Raw genomic sequence first — 15,695 nt, 5'->3', positions numbered from 1 at the left:
GCAAGATTAATAAAATATAAGAAGTTATTCCTTGACACCCGAAGTTCAAAATGCTAATATATCGTAGTGTGCCTAAGTCGATATTCTTTCCTTTTCTTTGAAGGGGGTGCCTTATGTCTTATGATAAAGTCAAACAGGCGAAGAATATAAGTGTAGGTACGAAGAAAGTTACAAAAATAGTCGAACAAGGCAAGGCAGTCGAAGTTTTTGTTTCCAAAGATGCAGATCCGCGATTGACGATAAATCTGGTAACTCTCTGTACGCAGAAGGGTGTACCTGTTACCTATGTAGATTCTATGAAGATGCTAGGTAAAGCATGTGGAATTGAAGTTGGAGCTGCGGTAGCAGCTGTTGTAAATGAATAAACGCTTAAGACGTTTTTGTTAGTGGCTATAGTCTACATAAGTTCCAGTAACTTTTTGCGGCTATCCATGGCAAGGACTTTCTCTTTGCTCATTTATGACTCGCCTGGATCTGTGGGCTTGCAAGAAGAACATCATGTTATGAATGTAGGGAGGAGGTGGCGATATGCCAACAATTAACCAACTAGTACGTAAAGGTCGTCAAGCAAAGGTGGATAAGTCTAAATCACCAGCTTTGCAAAAAGGTTTTAACGCTTTGAAAAGAGAAGCAACGGATTTGAGTGCGCCTCAAAAACGTGGTGTCTGCACACGTGTAGGTACTATGACTCCTAAGAAGCCTAACTCCGCACTTCGTAAATATGCACGTGTTCGTTTAACGAACCGCGTAGAGGTGACAGCTTACATTCCAGGTATCGGTCACAACCTGCAAGAGCACAGTGTTGTATTGATCCGTGGAGGTAGAATTAAAGATCTTCCAGGGGTACGTTATCACATCGTACGTGGCGCGTTGGATACTTCCGGTGTTAACAACCGTAAGCAATCCCGTTCCAAATACGGTACAAAACGTCCGAAAGTTAAAAAATAAGAGATAATAATCAGGGATGATTCTTATAAGAAAGGGGGATAACTATGCCTCGTAAAGGTCCAGTTACTCGCAGAGACGTATTGCCAGATCCGATTTATAATAGCAAACTTGTCACTCGTCTTATCAATCGCATCATGATTGATGGAAAAAGAGGGGTAGCACAGTCCATTTTATACAACGCTTTTAACCTCGTGAAAGATCGTACAGGTAAAGAGCCGATGGAAGTGTTCGAAGCAGCTATCAAAAACATTATGCCAGTACTAGAAGTTAAAGCTCGCCGTGTTGGTGGAGCGAACTATCAAGTACCTATCGAAGTAAGACCTGATCGTCGTTCGACATTAGGCTTGCGTTGGTTGGTAAACTACTCACGTCTACGTGGTGAGAAGACGATGGAAGAAAGATTGGCTAATGAAATCATCGATGCTAGCAACAGCACAGGATCTTCCGTTAAAAAACGTGAAGATACACACAAAATGGCTGAAGCTAATAAAGCATTCGCTCACTATCGTTGGTAGAATACTAAATTAATATCAGAAAGGAGACATAACGACCTATGGCTAGAGAGTTCTCCTTAAAAAACACACGTAATATCGGGATCATGGCTCATATCGATGCTGGTAAAACGACAACAACAGAGCGCATTTTGTACTATACTGGTAAAGTTCACAAAATCGGAGAAGTGCATGAAGGTGCAGCTACGATGGACTGGATGGAACAGGAGCAAGAGCGCGGAATCACGATTACTTCCGCCGCTACAACTGCGCAATGGGAAGGTCACCGCATCAATATTATTGATACCCCGGGGCACGTTGACTTTACCGTTGAGGTAGAGCGTTCCCTTCGTGTGTTGGATGGAGCAGTTGGTGTATTTAGTGCGAAAGAGGGCGTTGAGCCTCAATCGGAAACAGTTTGGAGACAAGCTGATAAATACAACGTTCCACGTATTGCTTACGTAAACAAAATGGATATCATCGGTGCAGACTTCTTGCAAGTTGTTGAATCCATGCGTCAAAAACTTGGTGCAAATGCAGTAGCTATTCAACTTCCAATTGGTGCTGAGAATGAATTCAAAGGCATCATCGACTTGGTAGATGAAGTTGCTTATATGTACAAAGACGATCTTGGTAAGGATATCGAGAAAATCGAAATTCCTGCTGAGTTCAAAGATCAAGTCGCAGAACTTCGTTTGGAACTGATCGAGAAAGTTGCTGAGCTTGATGAAGAGCTCACAATGAAATATCTTGAAGGTGAAGAACTTACTGTTGATGAAATCAAAGCAGCTCTGCGCAAAGGTGTCTGCGAAGTGAAAATCTTCCCAGTTATCGTAGGGTCTTCTTACAGAAACAAAGGTGTTCAATTGATGTTGGATGCAGTTATTAATTACCTGCCATCCCCTCTTGATGTACCTGACATTAAAGGTGTACTTGACGATGGTACTGAAGTGGTTCGTAAGTCCGCTGATGATCAACCTTTCTCAGCGCTTGCTTTCAAAATCATGACAGATCCTTTCGTTGGTCGTCTTACGTTCTTCCGTGTTTACTCTGGTACCTTGAACTCCGGTTCCTATGTCGTTAACGCGACTAAAGGTAAACGTGAGCGTGTTGGTCGTATCCTGCAAATGCATGCGAACAGCCGTCAAGAAATCAGCATTGTATACGCTGGTGACATCGCCGCGGCCGTTGGATTGAAAGATACAACGACAGGTGATACACTTTGTGATGAGAAAAATCCAGTTATCCTTGAGAAAATGGTCTTCCCTGAACCGGTTATCCAGCTTGCTGTTGAACCGAAGACGAAAGCCGACCAAGATAAAATGGGTATCGCATTGCAAAAGCTTGCTGAAGAAGATCCGACTTTCCGTGCTTCTACAGACGAAGAAACAGGACAAACGATCATCGCTGGTATGGGTGAGCTTCACCTTGAGATCCTCGTTGACCGTATGCTTCGCGAGTTCAAAGTAGAAACCAATGTAGGTAAACCACAAGTTGCTTATCGTGAAACGTTCCGCGCAGCAGCTAAAGTTGAGGGTAAATTCGTTCGTCAATCCGGTGGTCGTGGTCAATACGGACATTGTTGGGTTGAGTTTGAACCTCAAGAAGCTGGTACAGGCTTCATTTTCGAAAGCAAAGTAGTGGGCGGATCTATTCCAAGAGAATATATCGCACCTATTCAAGCTGGTATCGAAGAGTCCATGAAGAACGGTGTAATCGCAGGATTCCCGCTCGTGGATATCAAAGCTACTGTTGTCGATGGATCTTACCATGATGTTGACTCCAATGAAATGGCGTTCAAAATCGCGGGTTCCATGGCGCTTAAAGCAGCTAAAGAAAAATGTAAACCGGTTCTTCTTGAGCCAATCATGAAGGTTGAAGTTACTGTACCAGAAGAGTACATGGGCGATGTTATGGGTGACCTTAACTCCCGTCGTGGACGCATCGAAGGTATGGATAACCGTCATGGCGCGCAAATCATCCGTGCTAAAGTGCCTTTGTCCGAAATGTTTGGATATTCCACAACACTTCGTTCAAGAACACAAGGCCGTGGTGTTTACTCCATGGAACTTTCACATTATGAAGAAGTACCTAAGTCCATTGCAGAAGAAATTATTGCAAAAGGCAAAGGCGCTTAATATAAAACTAATAGTCACTCTAAGGAGGAATCGTTTAAAATGGCAAAGGCTAAATTTGAACGTAACAAACCGCATGTTAACATCGGTACTATCGGTCACGTTGACCATGGTAAAACAACTTTGACAGCTGCTATCACTACAGTATTGTCCAAAAGATACGGTGGAGCTGCAGTAGCATTCGACCAAATCGATAAAGCACCAGAAGAGCGCGAGCGCGGTATCACAATCTCCACAGCTCACGTTGAGTACGAAACACCTAACCGTCACTACGCACACGTTGACTGCCCAGGACATGCTGACTATGTTAAAAACATGATCACTGGTGCTGCTCAAATGGACGGAGCGATCCTGGTTGTATCCGCAGCTGACGGCCCTATGCCGCAAACTCGTGAGCACATCCTTCTTTCCCGTCAAGTAGGCGTACCTTACATCGTAGTATTCCTTAACAAATGTGATATGGTTGAAGACGAAGAGTTGCTTGAATTGGTTGAGATGGAAGTTCGCGACCTTCTTAACGAATATGAGTTCCCAGGCGATGATACTCCAATCATCCGTGGTGCAGCTCGTGAAGCTCTTCAAAACCCAGATGGTGCATGGGCAGATAAAATTGTTGAGTTGTTCGAACAAGTCGACACTTATATCCCAACTCCTGAGCGTCAAACTGACAAACCGTTCCTTATGCCAGTTGAGGATGTATTCTCAATCACAGGTCGTGGTACAGTTGCTACAGGCCGTGTAGAGCGTGGAACAGTTAAAGTACAAGAAGAAGTTGAAATCGTTGGTATCGCTGAAGAAACTCGCAAATGCGTAGTTACAGGCGTTGAGATGTTCCGCAAATTGCTTGACTCCGCTCAAGCTGGCGACAACATCGGTGCACTTCTTCGTGGTGTTGACCGTAAAGATATCGAGCGTGGACAAGTTCTTGCGAAACCGGGTTCAGTTAAACCACACACGAACTTCACAGCTCAAATCTACGTTCTGACTAAAGAAGAGGGTGGCCGTCATAAGCCTTTCTTCACTGGTTACCGTCCACAGTTCTACTTCCGTACAACTGACGTAACAGGCATCATCAACCTTCCAGAAGGTACTGAAATGGTTATGCCAGGTGATAACATCACGGTTACTGTTGAATTGATCAACCCAATCGCAATCGAAGAAGGAACACGCTTCGCGATTCGTGAAGGCGGACGTACAGTTGGTGCGGGCGCGGTTGCAACAATCCAAAAGTAATATCTATAAATAGAAGAAACATCCATCGTTTAGGCGGTGGGTGTTTTTTTTATGCATATGCCTAAAATTTCGCTTGCAATTAGTTTTCAAATTTTATATAATATAAAACGTTGGTCTGTGACGTTGCGATGATGCGAAAGGTTGCCGACACACCTGGCCCCTTTGCCATGGGGATGGTTGTTGGAGAATTTTCGCGGAGTATGTCCGATACTAAATTGGGCGATAGAAGGAGGGACTTATCATGGCAAAGCAAAAAATTCGTATCCGTTTGAAAGCTTATGATCACAGAATTATTGATCAATCAGCTGAGAAAATCGTGGAAACTGCCAAGCGTTCCGGTGCAGGTGTATCCGGTCCGATTCCGCTTCCGACAGAGAAGCAAATCATCACGATTCTTCGTGCGGTGCACAAGTACAAGGATTCGCGTGAGCAATTCGAAATGCGTACGCATAAGCGTCTTATCGATATTGTGAATCCAACACCACAAACAGTTGATGCTCTAATGCGTTTAGACTTACCGTCTGGCGTTGATATCGAGATCAAACTGTAAAACAACTATAGAATGAACGTTTAGGAAGGAAATGAGGTGTCAACGATGAAAGGTATCTTAGGAAAAAAACTTGGGATGACACAGTTGTTTACTCCGGAGGGCAATGTAGTTCCGGTAACTGTCATTCAAGCGGGACCATGTGTGGTACTGCAAAAGAAAGATGTGGATAACGACGGTTATGAGTCGATCCAAATCGGTTTTGATGATGTTAAAGCTAGCAGAATCATTAAACCAGAGCTTGGCCATGCGAAAAAAGCAGGGGCAACACCTAAGCGCTACGTTAAAGAAATTCGTGGCATTCAGTTGGGTGACTATGAAGTTGGTCAAGAGCTGAAAGCAGATCTGTTCACAGAGGGCGAATTCGTTGATGTAACGGGTACTTCCAAAGGTAAAGGTTTCCAAGGTAACATCAAAAGACATAACCAATCCACTGGCCCGATGGCTCACGGATCACGTTATCACCGCGGACCAGGTTCCATGGGTTCGATTCAAGCAAACCGCGTTCCTAAAGGTAAGAAATTGCCAGGGCACATGGGTAACGAAACAGTAACTTTGCAAAACTTGCAAATCATTAAAGTAGATGCTGAACGTAATGTATTGCTAGTTAAAGGTTCCATTCCGGGCCCTAAAAACAGCTACGTTAGCGTGAAGTCTGCTGTTAAAAAGTAAGAAAGGAGGAAGACAGATGCCAAAAGTAGCTTTATATAATGTAACAGGTGCTCAGGTAGGAGAAGTTGAACTGTCTGACGTTGTTTTCGGAATTGAGCCTCACGTTCACGCGATTCACGAAGCTGTTCTTTTGCAACAAGCAGCTGTGCGTCAAGGAACACACAAAACAAAAGGTCGTTCGGAAGTTCGCGGCGGTGGTCGTAAACCTTGGAAACAAAAAGGTACAGGTCGTGCGCGTCAAGGTAGTATTCGTGCTCCACAGTGGAAAGGCGGCGGTACCGTATTCGGACCGACACCTCGCAGCTATGGTTTCAAATTGCCTAGAAAAGTTCGTCGCTTAGCGATCAAATCCGCTTTGTCCTCGAAACTTATCGATAACAACTTGATCGTATTGGATCAGCTTCAATTGAACGCTCCAAAAACGAAGGACTTCGTAGCTATTTTGAACAACCTCAAAGTAGACCGTAAAGTATTAGTTGTAGGCGTTGCTAACGACTCCAATGTTGCTTTATCTGCTCGCAATATCCCAGGTGTGAAATTCGTTGCTGCTGATGGTGTTAATGTTCTTGATGTCATGTTGTATGACAAACTGATCATTACACAAGAAGCTGTACAGAAAGTTGAGGAGGTGCTTGCACAATGAAAAATCCACGCGACATTATCAAGCGCCCGATCATCACTGAGCGTACAAGCGACCTAATGGCTAACAAAAAGTATGTTTTCGAAGTGGATCTTCGCGCTAACAAAACAGAAATTAAACAAGCTATTGAAGCTATCTTCAAAGTAAAAGTTACAAATGTAAACACATTGAGAATGCCAGCTAAGCCAAAACGTTATGGCAAACACTCCGGTTACACTTCCATTTGGAAGAAAGCTATCGTGTCCCTGAGCGCAGAAAGCAAAGAATTGGAATTCTTTGAATCGGTATAACCCATTTCTTGAAGTAAGGAGGAATTCAGAGTGCCAATTAAAAAATATAAACCAACCTCACCAGCTCGACGTGCGATGTCGGTTTCTACTTTTGAAGAAATCACAACATCAACACCGGAGAAATCATTGCTTGCTCCTTTGTTCAAGCATGCTGGTCGTAACAACCAAGGTAAAATTACGGTTCGTCACCATGGCGGTGGACACAAACGTAAATACCGTATTATCGATTTCAAACGTACTAAAGATGGAATACCAGGACGCGTTGCTACAGTTGAGTACGATCCTAACCGTTCCGCGAACATCGCATTGATTCATTATGCAGATGGCGAGAAAAAATACATCATCGCTCCTAAAGGTCTTAAAGTGGACGATCGTATCGTTTCTGGACCACAAGCAGATATCAAAGTAGGTAACGCTCTTCCATTGGAAAACATTCCGGTTGGTACAGTTATCCACAACATCGAGTTGAAGCCTGGTAAAGGTGCACAACTAGTGCGCGCTGCCGGTACGGAAGCTCAACTTCTTGGTAAAGAAGAAACTTACGTAACCATTCGCCTTTCATCTGGTGAAGTTCGTAAAGTCCTTAAAGTTTGCCGCGCAACAATCGGTTCTGTTGGTAACGAAGATCACGAGCTCGTGAAAATCGGTAAAGCAGGACGTAATCGTTGGAAAGGCAATCGTCCACAAGTTCGTGGGGTCGTAATGAACCCGAATGATCACCCACACGGTGGTGGTGAAGGACGTGCACCAATCGGACGTAAATCACCTATGTCACCATGGGGTAAACCGACGCTTGGTTTCAAAACTCGTAAAAAAGGCAAAGCTTCCGATAAATACATTGTACGTCGCCGTACGAAGTAATCTAGGATATATGAATTCTCTTGAGGTTCAAGGAAGGGAGGAACACCCATGGGTCGCAGCTTAAAGAAGGGTCCATTTATTGATGGATACTTACTGAAAAAAGTAGAAGACTTGAACACTTCCAGCAAAAAACTGGTTATCAAAACGTGGTCCCGTCGTTCTACGATTTACCCGCAATTCGTTGGTCACACTTTCGGAGTATATGATGGAAGAAAACACGTGCCTGTGTATGTAACCGAAGATATGGTTGGACACAAGCTTGGTGAATTTGCACCAACTCGTACTTACAAAGGTCATGATGACGACAAGAAAACCGGAAAACGTTAATTTCATTTTTAACCGAGAGGAGGTACTACCATGCAAGCTAAAGCAATATTGAACCACGCTCGGATTGCTCCTCGTAAAGCAAAGCTAGTTGTTGACTTGATTCGGGGAAAAGCGGTAGGCGAAGCGATTGCGATTCTGCGTCACACACCTAAAGCAGCTTCTCCAATCCTGGAGAAACTATTGAATTCCGCAATTGCCAATGCAGAGCATAACTATTCATTAGATCCTAATAAATTAGTGGTAACTGAGACGTTTGTTAACCAAGGACCTACAATGAAAAGGTTCCAACAACGTGCAATGGGCCGCGCTAGCGCGATCAAAAAACGTACCAGCCACATTACAATCGTGGTATCTGAAAAATAAGGAGGGATAACGTGTGGGTCAGAAAGTCAACCCGGTAGGCCTTAGAATTGGTATTATTCGTGATTGGGAGTCCAAATGGTTCGCAGAGAAAGATTTCGGAACTCTGTTGCTTGAAGACGTCAAAATCCGCGAATACTTAAAAAATAAACTTAAAGACTCAGCAGTTTCCCACATCGATATCGAGCGCGCGGCTAACCGTGTGAACGTAACGATTCATACTGCTAAACCAGGAATGGTTATTGGTAAAGGTGGAGCTGAAGTTGAAGTAATTCGCAACTACATCGCTAGCATGTCCAATAAAAAAGTACACATTAACATTTCTGAAATCAAAAGCCCAGATCTTGATGCAATTCTCGTAGCTGAAGCTGTAGCACTTCAATTGGAACGTCGTGTTTCATTCCGTCGTGCGATGAAGCAAGCTATGCAAAGAACAATGAGATCCGGCGCTAAAGGTATCAAAATTGCAACTAGCGGACGTCTTGGCGGTGCTGAGATCGCTCGTACGGAAGGATATAGCGAAGGAACAGTTCCACTTCATACGCTTCGTGCGGATATCGACTATGGTACAGCAGAAGCAGCCACTACTTATGGCCGTATCGGTGTAAAAGTATGGATTTATCGTGGAGAAGTGCTTCCGACAGCTAAGAAAAAGGCTCAGCCGGAAGGAGGAAATTAAATCATGTTAGTGCCTAAACGTGTAAAACACCGTAAAGAACACCGCGGTAACATGAAAGGTCGCGCTAAAGGCGGAACGGAAGTAGCTTTTGGCGAATATGGTCTGCAAGCGGTAGAACCGGCTTGGGTAACAAACCGTCAAATCGAAGCAGCACGTATTGCCATGACACGTTATATCAAACGTGGTGGTAAAGTATGGATTAAAATTTTCCCAGCTAAACCAGTTACACAAAAGCCGCTTGAAGTCCGTATGGGTAGTGGTAAAGGTAACGTGGAGAAATGGGTAGCAGTAGTAAAACCGGGTAAAATTTTGTTTGAACTTGCTGGTGTAAGTGAAGAGGTCGCTCGTGAAGCGATGCGTCTTGCTGCTCACAAGCTTCCAATCAAAACGAAATTCGTGAAAAGAGAAGAAGTAGGCGGTGAAGCAAATGAAGGGTAGTGAATTCCGGAACTTAACCACTGCTGAAATCGAGCAAAAAGTTAATGGTTTTAAAGAAGAACTCTTTAACCTCCGTTTTCAACTAGCTACTGGTCAATTGGACAACCCGACTCAAATTCGTGATTTGCGTAAAGAGATCGCTCGTGCCAAGACTATTTTGCGTGAAAGAGAATTGGGGATTGGCTAACCAAATCTAGAAGGGAGGGTTCCTTAGATGGCTGAACGTAACGATCGTAAAGTTTTGATCGGTAAAGTTGTCAGCGATAAAATGGATAAAACCATTGTTGTTGCTGTCGAAACTTACAAAAAACATGATCTCTATCACAAGAGAATCAAATATACGAAAAAATTTAAAGCGCACGATGAAAACAACCAAGCTAAAATTGGTGACACTGTGAAAATCAGTGAAACTAGACCGTTATCCAAAGATAAAAGCTGGAGACTGGTTGAAATTACTGAAGTTGGCGTTGTTATCTAATAATCTAGACATGAACCCCGAAAGGAGGGAATACGATGATTCAACCATTTACTCGTTTGGCTGTCGCTGACAACTCAGGTGCGAAACAATTAATGTGTATCCGCGTTTTGGGTGGTACTGGTCGTCGCGTTGGTCACATTGGTGATTTGATCGTCTGTTCAGTAAAAGAAGCAACACCAGGTGGCGTTGTCAAAAAAGGTGACGTTGTTAAAGCAGTTATCGTTCGTACGAAGAGCGGTGCTCGCCGTAAAGACGGATCATATATCTCATTTGATGAGAATGCGGCTGTTATCGTGAAAGAAGATAAAAGTCCACGTGGTACACGTATCTTTGGACCAGTTGCACGCGAACTTCGTGACAGAGACTTCATGAAGATCGTATCCTTGGCTCCAGAAGTTATCTAAGAACAGTTACGATGTTTGTTTTCCTAACGGGAAACCTCAGGAGGTGTAGAAGCTAATGCCAAGATTAAAAAAGAGATTAGAATCTCATAACAATAAACTGCACGTGAAAAAAGACGATACGGTTTTTGTAATCACTGGTAAAGACAAAGGTAAGAAGGGTCGCGTTATCGCTGCTTATCCTCGTCAAAACCGTGTGCTTGTAGAAGGTGTGAACATGGTTAAGAAACATGCGAAACCATCTCAACAAAATCCACAAGGCGGTATCTTGAATCAAGAAGCTGCAATCCACGTTTCTAACGTGATGCTAATTGATCCTAAGAGCGGCAAACCTACTCGCGTAGGATACAAAGTATTGGATAACGGAACTAAAGTTCGTATCGCGAAAAAATCCGGCGAAGTTATCGACTAATACAAACAAGCATGGAAAGGAGGCAAATGAGTCATGGCAGTAAGACTGAAAGATCGTTATTTGAACGAAATTACTCCAGCGTTAATTCAAAAGTTTAACTACTCTACAGTAATGCAAGTTCCTAAAATCGAGAAAATCGTTATCAACATGGGTGTTGGTGAGGCTGTATCGAACTCCAAAGTACTTGACACTGCAGTAGAAGATCTTCAAAAAATCGCTGGTCAAAAACCAGTTGTAACAAAATCCAAAAAAGCGATTGCGGGTTTCAAACTTCGTGAAAATATGCCAATCGGCGTGAAAGTAACTCTTCGCGGCGAGCGCATGTATCATTTCTTGGATAAACTTTTCAACGTATCACTTCCACGTGTACGTGACTTCCGTGGTATTTCCAACAAGGCTTTTGACGGCCGTGGAAACTACACACTTGGTCTGAAAGAACAACTCATTTTCCCAGAGATTGAGTATGATAAAGTAGATAAAGTTCGTGGTATGGATATTGTTATCGTAACAACGGCTAAGTCCGACGAGGAAGCTCGCGAGCTTTTAACACAACTCGGAGCGCCTTTCGTTAAATAGGTTACCAGGTCGTACCTATCAGGAGGTGTTATATTAAGTGGCAAAAACTTCGATGAAAGTCAAACAGCAACGTACCCCGAAGTTTAAAGTGCAAGCATACACACGTTGTGAGCGCTGCGGACGTCCGCATTCAGTGCTTCGCAAGTTCAAAATTTGTCGGATTTGTTTCCGCGAATTAGCACACAAAGGTCAGATTCCAGGCGTCAAAAAAGCAAGCTGGTAATCACCCTATTTTCGGGAAGGAGGTTTACACAAAATGGTCATGTCAGATCCAATTGCAGATATGCTAACTCGCATTCGTAATGCGAATATCGTACGTCATGAAACAGTTGAAATTCCTGCGTCAAAAGTGAAGAGGGAAATCGCTGAAATCCTTAAAAAAGAAGGATTTATCCGTGACGCTGAGTACGTTGAAGATAGCAAACAAGGTATCATTCGTTTGTTCCTGAAATACGGTTCAAACAATGAGCGTGTTATCTCCGGTTTGAAAAGAATTAGCAAACCAGGTCTACGCGTTTACACTAAATCACAAGAAATCCCTCGTGTATTGGGCGGATTAGGGATTGCCATCATCTCCACATCTAAAGGAGTTATGACGGATAAAGATGCTCGTCAATCCAAAGCTGGCGGAGAGGTTATCTGCTACGTTTGGTAATACAATTGTAATTGAATGGAGGTGCAAACATGTCTCGTATTGGTCGTAAGCCAATCACCATTCCAAGTGGTGTAAATGTAACACTAGACAATACTCAAATCACGGTTAAAGGCCCTAAAGGTTCTTTGTCCCGTGAACTTCATAAAGATATGAAAGTAAGTGTTCTAGAAAACGAGATTTCCGTTGAGCGTCCTTCCGATAACAAACTCCACCGTTCCCTGCATGGTACAACACGTAGTGTTGTTGCCAACATGGTAAGTGGCGTAACGGAAGGTTTCACGAAATCTTTGGATCTAGTTGGCGTTGGTTACCGTGCTAACAAGAGCGGCGACAAATTAGTTCTCAACGTTGGGTACTCTCATCCAGTTGAAATCACTCCTGAAAACGGAATTGAGTTCGATGTTCCTACGAACACGAAAATCATCGTTAAAGGTATTGATAAAGAATTAGTAGGCGCTATGGCAGCTAAAGTTCGTTCCGTACGTGAACCTGAGCCGTATAAAGGTAAAGGTATCAAGTATGAAGGCGAACGCATTCTTCGTAAAGAAGGTAAAGCTGGTAAGAAGAAATAAGATCGTTAGATCGCGGGTAATAGCTAAGAGTTTTCGTATGAAAACTTGCTACGTAAGCATAAGCCTCGCATCATAAGATGATGAAAGGAGTGTAAGTATAGATGATTACTAAAAGCGATAAAAATAAAGCTCGTTTGAAAAGACATCTTCGTGTTCGTAAGAAAATCGAAGGTACAACTGCTCGTCCGCGCTTGAACATATTCCGCTCTTCCAAACACATGTATGCTCAACTTATCGATGATACAACTGGTGTTACAATCGTTGCTGCATCGACTCAAGATAAAGAACTGAAAAGTGAAATTGGTAATGGCGGTAACGTTGAAGCTGCTCGTAAAGTTGGCGCATTAATTGCTCAACGCGCGAAAGAAAAAGGTTTAGACAAAGTGGTATTTGACCGCGGTGGCTACCTCTATCATGGACGTGTTCAAGCATTAGCTGATGCAGCTCGTGAAGCTGGACTTGAATTCTAGGAAAAACATATATAAAGGAGGTAAAAGACTTGCGTGTAGATCCTAATACTTTAGAGCTAACAGAAAAAGTTGTTAATATTAATCGCGTAGCTAAAGTAGTAAAAGGCGGACGTCGTTTCAGCTTCAGCGCACTTGTTGTCGTTGGCGATGGCAATGGCTGGGTTGGCGCAGGAATCGGTAAAGCTTCCGAAGTTCCTGATGCAATCCGCAAAGGTATTGAAGATGCGAAAAAGAACTTGATTCATGTTCCTATCGTAGGCACTTCGATTCCTCACCTTGTAACAGGTAAGTTTGGTGCAGGACGTGTTCTGTTAAAACCAGCTTCCCAAGGTACAGGAGTTATCGCAGGCGGACCAGTTCGTGCAGTACTTGAACTTGCTGGTATCGGCGATATCTTGACAAAATCCCTTGGTTCATCGAACTCCATGAACATGGTTAACGCAACGCTTGAAGGCTTAAGCCGCTTGAAAAAAGCGGAAGAGGTTGCAAAGCTTCGCGGTAAAACAGTTCAAGAGCTATTAGGTTAGGAGGGGTAAACATGGCGAAACAATTACAAATTACCCTAAAACGCAGCCTGATTGGCCGCCCTGAAACACAACGCGTTACAGTGAAAACACTTGGTCTTCGCAAGATGCACCAAACTGTTCTTCATCAAGATAATGCTGCGATCAGAGGCATGGTTAATCAAGTGAGCCATTTGGTAGAAGTTAAAGAAATCGAAGCATAGTAGCAAGATATTAAGATCTAGAGGAGGTGTGCAACGATGAAGTTACATGAGCTAAGTTCTGCTACTGGTTCTCGTCACACTCGCAAACGTGTTGGCCGTGGTACAAGTAGCGGCATGGGTAAAACATCAACTCGCGGACATAAAGGTCAAAACGCACGTTCCGGTGGAGGCGTTCGTCCTGGATTCGAGGGTGGACAAAACCCGTTATACCGTCGTTTACCTAAACGTGGTTTCACGAATCGTTTCCGTACGGAATACGCAATCGTAAACCTTGAAGATTTGAACAATTTCGCAGCTGGTACCGAAGTTACTCCAGAAGTATTAATGGAGACTGGTATTGTTAAAGCTCCTAAAGATGGTATCAAAATTTTAGGAAACGGTGAAATCACAGTAAAATTAACCGTTAAAGCGAATAAGTTCTCTCAATCAGCGATTGAGAAAATCCAAGCTGCCGGCGGTCAAACCGAGGTGATTTAATGTTCAATACCATAGCCAACATCTTCAAAGTAGAAGATTTACGCAGAAGAATTTTATTTACGCTCATCTTGCTAATCGTCTACCGCTTAGGTGCCTTTATTCCGGTACCTAACATTAATACGGATGTTCTGAAACTTCAAGACCAAGCGAATCAAAGTGATGTCTTTGGTTTGCTTAACACGTTTTCTGGCGGTGCGCTCTTCCAATTCTCCCTCTTCGCGATGGGGATTACGCCTTACATCACGGCTTCTATCATTGTTCAGCTTTTGTCCATGGATGTTATTCCACGCTTTGCGCAATGGGCAAAAGAAGGCGATGTTGGAAGAAAGAAAATGACACAAGTTACTCGTTACGGTACGATTATTCTAGGTGTGATTCAAGCCTTTGGACTTTCAATAGGGTTTAACCGTTTGTATAGCGGACTCGTGATTGATCCAGGTGTCACAACTTTTGCTTTAATCGCTCTCGTACTGACGGCTGGTACAGCTTTCTTGATGTGGCTCGGTGAGCAAATCACGGAATATGGGATTGGAAACGGTATTTCCATTATCATCTTTGCAGGTATCGTCGCGGCGATTCCTACAAGCATACAGCAAATTTACAAAACACTTTTTGCGACCGAAGGAGCTTTGTTCCTGAATATCGTGAAACTGATCATTATTGCTTTGGTTGTTATACTGATTATTGCCGGGGTCATATTCGTGCAGCAAGGTATCCGTAAGATACCTGTACAATATGCGAAACGGGTAGTTGGTCGTAAAATGTATGGTGGTCAAACCACTCACATTCCTCTTAAAGTGAATGCGGCTGGTGTAATCCCTGTAATCTTTGCACTTTCGTTATTAATGTTCCCTCCTACCATTGCAAGTTACTGGAGAGGAAATGTTGTTGCAGAATGGATAATTAACAATTTAAGTATTAACCAGACTGCACCACTAGCGATTGTACTCTATGTACTGCTGATTATTGGATTCACATACTTTTATACCTTCGTACAAATTAATCCAGTTCAAATGGCTGACCAGATGAAGAAAAATGGTGGCTACATACCAGGTATTAGACCCGGTAAGACAACATCGACTTATCTGACTCGCGTAATGACTAGAATTACTCTTTCTGGAGCTTTGTTTCTCTCAGCGATCTCGATTCTTCCAATGCTATTTGGAGGACTTGCCGGTTTGCCTAGTTCGGTTCGGATTGGTGGTACATCTTTACTTATCGTAGTAGGCGTTGGTCTTGAGACGATGAAACAAATCGAGAGCCAATTGATTAAGCGTCATTACAAAGGATTTATCAATAAATAGCT

The 15,695-nt window shown here is 43.2% G+C and carries 27 protein-coding genes; all 27 read left to right on the top strand.

Going from position 1 to position 15,695, the window contains the following annotated elements:
• Positions 1 to 113 precede the first annotated feature (113 nt).
• The 27 genes from NYR53_RS32310 (at position 114) to secY (ending at position 15,693) form a co-directional block, all read left to right on the top strand.
• Entirely contained in the window at positions 114 to 365 is a 252-nt protein-coding gene (locus NYR53_RS32310) for a ribosomal L7Ae/L30e/S12e/Gadd45 family protein (RefSeq protein WP_056834178.1), read from the top strand.
• Positions 366 to 528: 163 nt separating this feature from the next.
• Positions 529 to 948, top strand: coding sequence for a 30S ribosomal protein S12 (gene rpsL, locus NYR53_RS32305; RefSeq protein ID WP_028557500.1), 420 nt, complete (start codon positions 529 to 531; stop codon positions 946 to 948).
• Between the two features lie 44 nt (positions 949 to 992).
• Positions 993 to 1,463 carry a 30S ribosomal protein S7 gene (gene rpsG, locus NYR53_RS32300; RefSeq protein WP_261303078.1) on the top strand — a complete coding sequence of 157 codons (471 nt, stop codon included), beginning with the start codon at positions 993 to 995 and terminating at the stop codon, positions 1,461 to 1,463.
• Between the two features lie 38 nt (positions 1,464 to 1,501).
• On the top strand, positions 1,502 to 3,577 hold the full coding sequence (fusA, locus tag NYR53_RS32295) for an elongation factor G (protein ID WP_261303077.1): 2,076 nt from the start codon (positions 1,502 to 1,504) through the stop codon (positions 3,575 to 3,577).
• A gap of 39 nt (positions 3,578 to 3,616) precedes the next feature.
• A complete protein-coding gene (gene tuf, locus NYR53_RS32290) occupies positions 3,617 to 4,807 on the top strand; it encodes an elongation factor Tu (protein WP_145669490.1) in 1,191 nt (396 codons plus the stop codon).
• A gap of 241 nt (positions 4,808 to 5,048) precedes the next feature.
• Positions 5,049 to 5,357, top strand: coding sequence for a 30S ribosomal protein S10 (rpsJ, locus tag NYR53_RS32285; RefSeq protein WP_028557496.1), 309 nt, complete (start codon positions 5,049 to 5,051; stop codon positions 5,355 to 5,357).
• Positions 5,358 to 5,402: 45 nt separating this feature from the next.
• On the top strand, positions 5,403 to 6,026 hold the full coding sequence (rplC, locus tag NYR53_RS32280; protein WP_029196463.1) for a 50S ribosomal protein L3: 624 nt from the start codon (positions 5,403 to 5,405) through the stop codon (positions 6,024 to 6,026).
• Positions 6,027 to 6,042: 16 nt separating this feature from the next.
• Positions 6,043 to 6,669: a 50S ribosomal protein L4 gene (gene rplD / locus NYR53_RS32275; protein ID WP_029196462.1), complete on the top strand. Its 627-nt coding sequence runs from the start codon at positions 6,043 to 6,045 to the stop codon at positions 6,667 to 6,669.
• Positions 6,666 to 6,956: a 50S ribosomal protein L23 gene (rplW, locus tag NYR53_RS32270; protein ID WP_028557493.1), complete on the top strand. Its 291-nt coding sequence runs from the start codon at positions 6,666 to 6,668 to the stop codon at positions 6,954 to 6,956. Before rplD ends, rplW begins: the two co-directional genes overlap by 4 nt.
• A gap of 30 nt (positions 6,957 to 6,986) precedes the next feature.
• Positions 6,987 to 7,817, top strand: coding sequence for a 50S ribosomal protein L2 (rplB, locus tag NYR53_RS32265; protein WP_028557492.1), 831 nt, complete (start codon positions 6,987 to 6,989; stop codon positions 7,815 to 7,817).
• Positions 7,818 to 7,865: 48 nt separating this feature from the next.
• The gene (gene rpsS, locus NYR53_RS32260; RefSeq protein WP_029196461.1) at positions 7,866 to 8,144 is read left to right on the top strand and encodes a 30S ribosomal protein S19; all 279 of its coding nucleotides are present in this window, start codon (positions 7,866 to 7,868) and stop codon (positions 8,142 to 8,144) included.
• Positions 8,145 to 8,174: 30 nt separating this feature from the next.
• Entirely contained in the window at positions 8,175 to 8,507 is a 333-nt protein-coding gene (rplV, locus tag NYR53_RS32255; RefSeq protein ID WP_261303076.1) for a 50S ribosomal protein L22, read from the top strand.
• A 13-nt stretch (positions 8,508 to 8,520) separates the two neighbouring features.
• Positions 8,521 to 9,183, top strand: coding sequence for a 30S ribosomal protein S3 (rpsC, locus tag NYR53_RS32250; protein WP_261303075.1), 663 nt, complete (start codon positions 8,521 to 8,523; stop codon positions 9,181 to 9,183).
• A gap of 3 nt (positions 9,184 to 9,186) precedes the next feature.
• A complete protein-coding gene (gene rplP / locus NYR53_RS32245; protein ID WP_261303074.1) occupies positions 9,187 to 9,621 on the top strand; it encodes a 50S ribosomal protein L16 in 435 nt (144 codons plus the stop codon).
• Positions 9,611 to 9,808 carry a 50S ribosomal protein L29 gene (gene rpmC / locus NYR53_RS32240; protein ID WP_028557487.1) on the top strand — a complete coding sequence of 66 codons (198 nt, stop codon included), beginning with the start codon at positions 9,611 to 9,613 and terminating at the stop codon, positions 9,806 to 9,808. The genes rplP and rpmC overlap by 11 nt, the downstream gene beginning before the upstream one ends.
• A 27-nt stretch (positions 9,809 to 9,835) precedes the next feature.
• Positions 9,836 to 10,099, top strand: coding sequence for a 30S ribosomal protein S17 (rpsQ, locus tag NYR53_RS32235; RefSeq protein ID WP_029196458.1), 264 nt, complete (start codon positions 9,836 to 9,838; stop codon positions 10,097 to 10,099).
• 35 nt (positions 10,100 to 10,134) lie between these two features.
• A complete protein-coding gene (gene rplN / locus NYR53_RS32230) occupies positions 10,135 to 10,503 on the top strand; it encodes a 50S ribosomal protein L14 (RefSeq protein ID WP_028557485.1) in 369 nt (122 codons plus the stop codon).
• A gap of 55 nt (positions 10,504 to 10,558) precedes the next feature.
• Complete coding sequence (gene rplX / locus NYR53_RS32225; RefSeq protein ID WP_079418006.1) at positions 10,559 to 10,912, top strand: 50S ribosomal protein L24; 354 nt, start codon at positions 10,559 to 10,561, stop codon at positions 10,910 to 10,912.
• Between the two features lie 33 nt (positions 10,913 to 10,945).
• Positions 10,946 to 11,488 carry a 50S ribosomal protein L5 gene (gene rplE / locus NYR53_RS32220; RefSeq protein WP_261303073.1) on the top strand — a complete coding sequence of 181 codons (543 nt, stop codon included), beginning with the start codon at positions 10,946 to 10,948 and terminating at the stop codon, positions 11,486 to 11,488.
• Positions 11,489 to 11,525: 37 nt separating this feature from the next.
• Positions 11,526 to 11,711 (top strand): type Z 30S ribosomal protein S14, encoded by a 186-nt coding sequence (locus tag NYR53_RS32215; protein WP_029196455.1) that lies wholly within the window; start codon positions 11,526 to 11,528, stop codon positions 11,709 to 11,711.
• A gap of 33 nt (positions 11,712 to 11,744) precedes the next feature.
• The gene (gene rpsH, locus NYR53_RS32210; RefSeq protein WP_029196454.1) at positions 11,745 to 12,143 is read left to right on the top strand and encodes a 30S ribosomal protein S8; all 399 of its coding nucleotides are present in this window, start codon (positions 11,745 to 11,747) and stop codon (positions 12,141 to 12,143) included.
• Between the two features lie 29 nt (positions 12,144 to 12,172).
• Positions 12,173 to 12,715: a 50S ribosomal protein L6 gene (gene rplF / locus NYR53_RS32205; protein WP_261303072.1), complete on the top strand. Its 543-nt coding sequence runs from the start codon at positions 12,173 to 12,175 to the stop codon at positions 12,713 to 12,715.
• Positions 12,716 to 12,816: 101 nt separating this feature from the next.
• Positions 12,817 to 13,185, top strand: coding sequence for a 50S ribosomal protein L18 (gene rplR, locus NYR53_RS32200; RefSeq protein WP_261303071.1), 369 nt, complete (start codon positions 12,817 to 12,819; stop codon positions 13,183 to 13,185).
• Between the two features lie 29 nt (positions 13,186 to 13,214).
• Positions 13,215 to 13,712, top strand: coding sequence for a 30S ribosomal protein S5 (gene rpsE / locus NYR53_RS32195; RefSeq protein ID WP_029196451.1), 498 nt, complete (start codon positions 13,215 to 13,217; stop codon positions 13,710 to 13,712).
• 11 nt (positions 13,713 to 13,723) lie between these two features.
• Positions 13,724 to 13,912 carry a 50S ribosomal protein L30 gene (gene rpmD, locus NYR53_RS32190; RefSeq protein WP_029196450.1) on the top strand — a complete coding sequence of 63 codons (189 nt, stop codon included), beginning with the start codon at positions 13,724 to 13,726 and terminating at the stop codon, positions 13,910 to 13,912.
• 36 nt (positions 13,913 to 13,948) lie between these two features.
• Complete coding sequence (rplO, locus tag NYR53_RS32185; RefSeq protein ID WP_047683177.1) at positions 13,949 to 14,389, top strand: 50S ribosomal protein L15; 441 nt, start codon at positions 13,949 to 13,951, stop codon at positions 14,387 to 14,389.
• Positions 14,389 to 15,693, top strand: a complete 1,305-nt coding sequence (gene secY / locus NYR53_RS32180) for a preprotein translocase subunit SecY (RefSeq protein WP_261303070.1) — start codon at positions 14,389 to 14,391, stop codon at positions 15,691 to 15,693. Before rplO ends, secY begins: the two co-directional genes overlap by 1 nt.
• Positions 15,694 to 15,695: the final 2 nt, after the last annotated feature.

Origin of the sequence: Paenibacillus andongensis (genome assembly GCF_025369935.1) — a bacterium.
GTDB lineage: Bacteria > Bacillota > Bacilli > Paenibacillales > NBRC-103111 > Paenibacillus_E > Paenibacillus_E andongensis.
The sequence above is the reverse complement of the archived record's forward strand: the minus strand, read 5'-3'. Positions and strand labels throughout refer to the sequence as shown.

What these genes read in the sequence shown, in the direction of transcription:
- NYR53_RS32310 (WP_056834178.1), top strand. Translation starts at nt 114, where the DNA reads ATGTCTTATGATAAAGTCAAACAGGCGAAGAATATAAGTGTAGGTACG.
- rpsL (WP_028557500.1), top strand. Translation starts at nt 529, where the DNA reads ATGCCAACAATTAACCAACTAGTACGTAAAGGTCGTCAAGCAAAGGTG.
- rpsG (WP_261303078.1), top strand. Translation starts at nt 993, where the DNA reads ATGCCTCGTAAAGGTCCAGTTACTCGCAGAGACGTATTGCCAGATCCG.
- fusA (WP_261303077.1), top strand. Translation starts at nt 1,502, where the DNA reads ATGGCTAGAGAGTTCTCCTTAAAAAACACACGTAATATCGGGATCATG.
- tuf (WP_145669490.1), top strand. Translation starts at nt 3,617, where the DNA reads ATGGCAAAGGCTAAATTTGAACGTAACAAACCGCATGTTAACATCGGT.
- rpsJ (WP_028557496.1), top strand. Translation starts at nt 5,049, where the DNA reads ATGGCAAAGCAAAAAATTCGTATCCGTTTGAAAGCTTATGATCACAGA.
- rplC (WP_029196463.1), top strand. Translation starts at nt 5,403, where the DNA reads ATGAAAGGTATCTTAGGAAAAAAACTTGGGATGACACAGTTGTTTACT.
- rplD (WP_029196462.1), top strand. Translation starts at nt 6,043, where the DNA reads ATGCCAAAAGTAGCTTTATATAATGTAACAGGTGCTCAGGTAGGAGAA.
- rplW (WP_028557493.1), top strand. Translation starts at nt 6,666, where the DNA reads ATGAAAAATCCACGCGACATTATCAAGCGCCCGATCATCACTGAGCGT.
- rpsS (WP_029196461.1), top strand. Translation starts at nt 7,866, where the DNA reads ATGGGTCGCAGCTTAAAGAAGGGTCCATTTATTGATGGATACTTACTG.
- rplV (WP_261303076.1), top strand. Translation starts at nt 8,175, where the DNA reads ATGCAAGCTAAAGCAATATTGAACCACGCTCGGATTGCTCCTCGTAAA.
- rplP (WP_261303074.1), top strand. Translation starts at nt 9,187, where the DNA reads ATGTTAGTGCCTAAACGTGTAAAACACCGTAAAGAACACCGCGGTAAC.
- rpmC (WP_028557487.1), top strand. Translation starts at nt 9,611, where the DNA reads ATGAAGGGTAGTGAATTCCGGAACTTAACCACTGCTGAAATCGAGCAA.
- rpsQ (WP_029196458.1), top strand. Translation starts at nt 9,836, where the DNA reads ATGGCTGAACGTAACGATCGTAAAGTTTTGATCGGTAAAGTTGTCAGC.
- rplN (WP_028557485.1), top strand. Translation starts at nt 10,135, where the DNA reads ATGATTCAACCATTTACTCGTTTGGCTGTCGCTGACAACTCAGGTGCG.
- rplX (WP_079418006.1), top strand. Translation starts at nt 10,559, where the DNA reads ATGCCAAGATTAAAAAAGAGATTAGAATCTCATAACAATAAACTGCAC.
- rplE (WP_261303073.1), top strand. Translation starts at nt 10,946, where the DNA reads ATGGCAGTAAGACTGAAAGATCGTTATTTGAACGAAATTACTCCAGCG.
- rpsH (WP_029196454.1), top strand. Translation starts at nt 11,745, where the DNA reads ATGGTCATGTCAGATCCAATTGCAGATATGCTAACTCGCATTCGTAAT.
- rplF (WP_261303072.1), top strand. Translation starts at nt 12,173, where the DNA reads ATGTCTCGTATTGGTCGTAAGCCAATCACCATTCCAAGTGGTGTAAAT.
- rplR (WP_261303071.1), top strand. Translation starts at nt 12,817, where the DNA reads ATGATTACTAAAAGCGATAAAAATAAAGCTCGTTTGAAAAGACATCTT.
- rpmD (WP_029196450.1), top strand. Translation starts at nt 13,724, where the DNA reads ATGGCGAAACAATTACAAATTACCCTAAAACGCAGCCTGATTGGCCGC.
- rplO (WP_047683177.1), top strand. Translation starts at nt 13,949, where the DNA reads ATGAAGTTACATGAGCTAAGTTCTGCTACTGGTTCTCGTCACACTCGC.
- secY (WP_261303070.1), top strand. Translation starts at nt 14,389, where the DNA reads ATGTTCAATACCATAGCCAACATCTTCAAAGTAGAAGATTTACGCAGA.